Below are 3,128 nucleotides of genomic sequence, written 5' to 3' on the forward strand. Positions count from 1 at the left end.
GATGGGACAACGGTCATGCTTCAACTAGAAGTTTTGCGAGAAGGAACAATTACTGAAATTGGTGATCGTATTCGACCAGAACTCCAAATAAAAGGCGTTGAAAGTTATTTAACAGGTAATGCACTCGTATTAGAAGATTTTGCAAAAGCAACACATGAGGGCGTTGAGAAAACAGAAGTTATTGCTATTATATTTATCGTACTTGTATTAGTGTTGGTGTTTCGCTCGCCCATTGTTCCTATCATATCGTTACTGAGCGTTGGCATTTCATATGTTGTGGCATTAGGTATTACCGCCCAATTAGTACAACATTTTGGTTTTCCTTTTTCTAATTTCACCCAAGTGTTTATGGTCGTTGTTTTATTTGGTGTGGGGACAGATTATAATATTTTATTATTTACGCGTTTTAAGGAAGAGTTATCAAAACAAAAAAGTGTTGGGTCTGCGATTAAAACAACCTATCAAACGGCGGGTAAAACTGTTATTTATAGTGGTGTCGCCGTTTTCATTGGTTTTGCCGCACTGATATTTGCGCAGTTTAAAATTTACCAAGCAGCTTCACCTGTAGCGATTGGAGTAGCAGTACTATTGTTGGTGTTATTAACACTAAATCCAATTTTCATGGCTTTGCTAGGGAAAAAGTTATTTTGGCCAACTAAAAATTTTGCGGGACATCAATCAAGTAAACTATGGGGCTTTTTATCCAAACAGGCCTTTTATCGTCCGGTCATTGCATTAATAATAGTGGCGGTTTTAACTGTGCCATTTATGCTTAATTATTCAGGTAAATTAAACTATGATGATTTAGTGGAAATCAATGATAAATATGAATCAAAACAAGGGATTACGCTTATTACTAAACATTTCCCTGCAGGGTTATCGGCACCCACAACTTTAGCAATTAAAAGCGAGCAACCCATGGCTAATCCGACAGATTTAAAAGCGGTCGATGAACTTGCTGCTGAGATTGCAAATATTGATGGCGTGGCAACGGTTTATTCTGTAACGCGTCCTTTAGGGGAACGTGTAGATAATCTGTATACGAAAGAACAATCGCGTCAATTACATAGCGGGCTAGATAAAGCCAATAAAGGGTTGTCAACCATTAACAGTGGTTTGACAGAGGCGGAGCAAAAACTAGCTGCTAATGATGTATCAGGTGCAGAAAATGTGCAACAATTAATTGATGGTACAAGTGATATAAGCAAAGGGACATCCAAGCTCACAAGTGCTGTCGGCGAATTAACAACGGGCTTCTCAAAAGGAGCAGCGGGAGCAGATCAACTCGCAACTGGATTAGGTCAATTACGTGCTGAACTGACAGAATTAAATACAGGCATCACAGAGTTTAAGCGAATCTATCTCGCATTTTCTGCGAGTGTCGGTGCTTTTGGTGAGGCCTTTGATGCTGTAAATGCTGTTATCGAGAATGAAACGGATAACTATAAGCAGATTGAAGAAAACCTCTATGCAGTAATGGAAGAATTGCCAGAGTCTGAAGAGCTACCAGAAATGCAAGATGCGTTAGCGCGAGCCATCACAGGACAGGAACGAATGTCTACTGTTGGCGAAGGTTTAAAAGCCGTGCAACCGAAGTATGAACAATCACTAACAGGTTTAAAAGCGGCTGAAGCTACCTTCAATGAACTATCAGATGGTTTAAATCAGATGGAGACAGCTGTTGTAAAATTAGAAACAGGGGCCAAAGAACTTGCTACAGGTTTACGTACAGGTGAAACTGGAAGTATAAAAGTAAAAGATGGTAGCGTTGCTGTTGAAGGTGGCCTGAAACAATTGAACAAAGGACAGGTACAATTACAATCAGGACTAGGAGAATTAGAAGGCCAAATGAAAGTATTGGCAGAAGGCATGTCGGCGAGCACTGCTGGTTTAAGCAAGGTGAAAACAGGGCTTGGTGATGCACAGCGATATATCGGTTCGATGAGTAAAGAAGATGATGGATCAACGTTCGCTATTCCCAAGAAAGTAATTAACAGTGCAGAATTTCAAGAGAGCATCACAACGTATATGTCTAAAGATAAGCGCACCATGCGTTTTGGAATTGTACTGGATGTGAACCCATATAGCAAAGAAGCGATGGCGATTGTTGAAACCATAGATCGTAAAGTAGCAGCTGCAAATGAATCGTCCGAACTAGAAAATAAACAGTTAGTTCTTGGAGGAAAAACAGTTCAAAATATTGATTTACAAACACTTTCACAAGATGATTTTACACGCACGCTTATTATTATGTTGATAGGTATCGGTCTTGTGTTAGTCTTTATCACACGCTCGGCATGGCAGACACTCATTATTATTTCGTCGTTATTAATTAGTTACTTTACTGCTTTAGGTTTAACTGAATTAGTCAGTGGACTATTATTTAAAGATGCCATGTTAGGGTGGAATGTCCCTTTCTTTTGTTTTATTATGAGTGTGGCTTTAGGTGTTGATTATAGTATTTTCTTGATGATGCGTTACCGCGAAGAAAAATCACATAGTTATGAAGGAATAGTGGCTGCATCTAAAGAAATGGGTGGTGTCATTATGGCGGCAGCAGTGATTCTAGGGGGAACATTTGCAGCATTAATACCTTCAGGAATTCTCACGTTAATGCAAGTAGCTATTGCTGTTATCATTTGTTTGATACTGCTAAGTCTAGTGATGATTCCCATCTATATCACAGCAATGATGGGGCTAACAGAAAAAATCCGTCGACTATTTAACAAAAATAAGCTGAATTAAAAAATAACAGCAGGCTGACACTGATGTCGGTCTGCTGTTATTTGTTTCGTGTGTTGATAACATAAAAAAGTTCAACTGTTTTTCACAGCGAAATAATTTCCATCAGGATCAGGGAAATTGAAGGTGAGACTACCGCCCATTTCTACAATATCCCCAACAGGTATCCCCTTATTAAAAAGGGCCTCATGTAATTTTTGAATGTCTTTTGTGTAGAATAATAAAGCAGGTGTAGCCAAAGGTACTTCTGGATGCATTGCTGCAATTTGTTTTTTATCGTGAAGTACAAACTGTGTTTCTGTTGTTGATGTGGGAGCGATATTTATCCAACGCATCCCAGCTTCGTTATGTTCAGCTAGCTGAGTGAAACCGATTTTTTCAGTCCA

Annotated in this window: 2 protein-coding genes; one reads left to right on the plus strand and one right to left on the minus strand. The window is 39.1% G+C overall.

Translation table 11 applies throughout. The features are described from left to right. On the plus strand, positions 1-2,745 hold a 2,745-nt coding region (locus tag IKV95_RS05265; protein ID WP_287451477.1), incomplete at its 5' end, for an MMPL family transporter. 71 nt (positions 2,746-2,816) lie between these two features. Here the strand turns inward: IKV95_RS05265 and IKV95_RS05270 are convergent. Further along, positions 2,817-3,128, minus strand: a 312-nt coding sequence (locus tag IKV95_RS05270; RefSeq protein ID WP_287451478.1) for a VOC family protein, incomplete at its 5' end; no start/stop codon positions are given.

It is taken from the genome of Brochothrix sp. (assembly GCF_017549435.1).
In the GTDB taxonomy this organism is placed as follows: Bacteria; Bacillota; Bacilli; order Lactobacillales; family Listeriaceae; genus Brochothrix; species Brochothrix thermosphacta.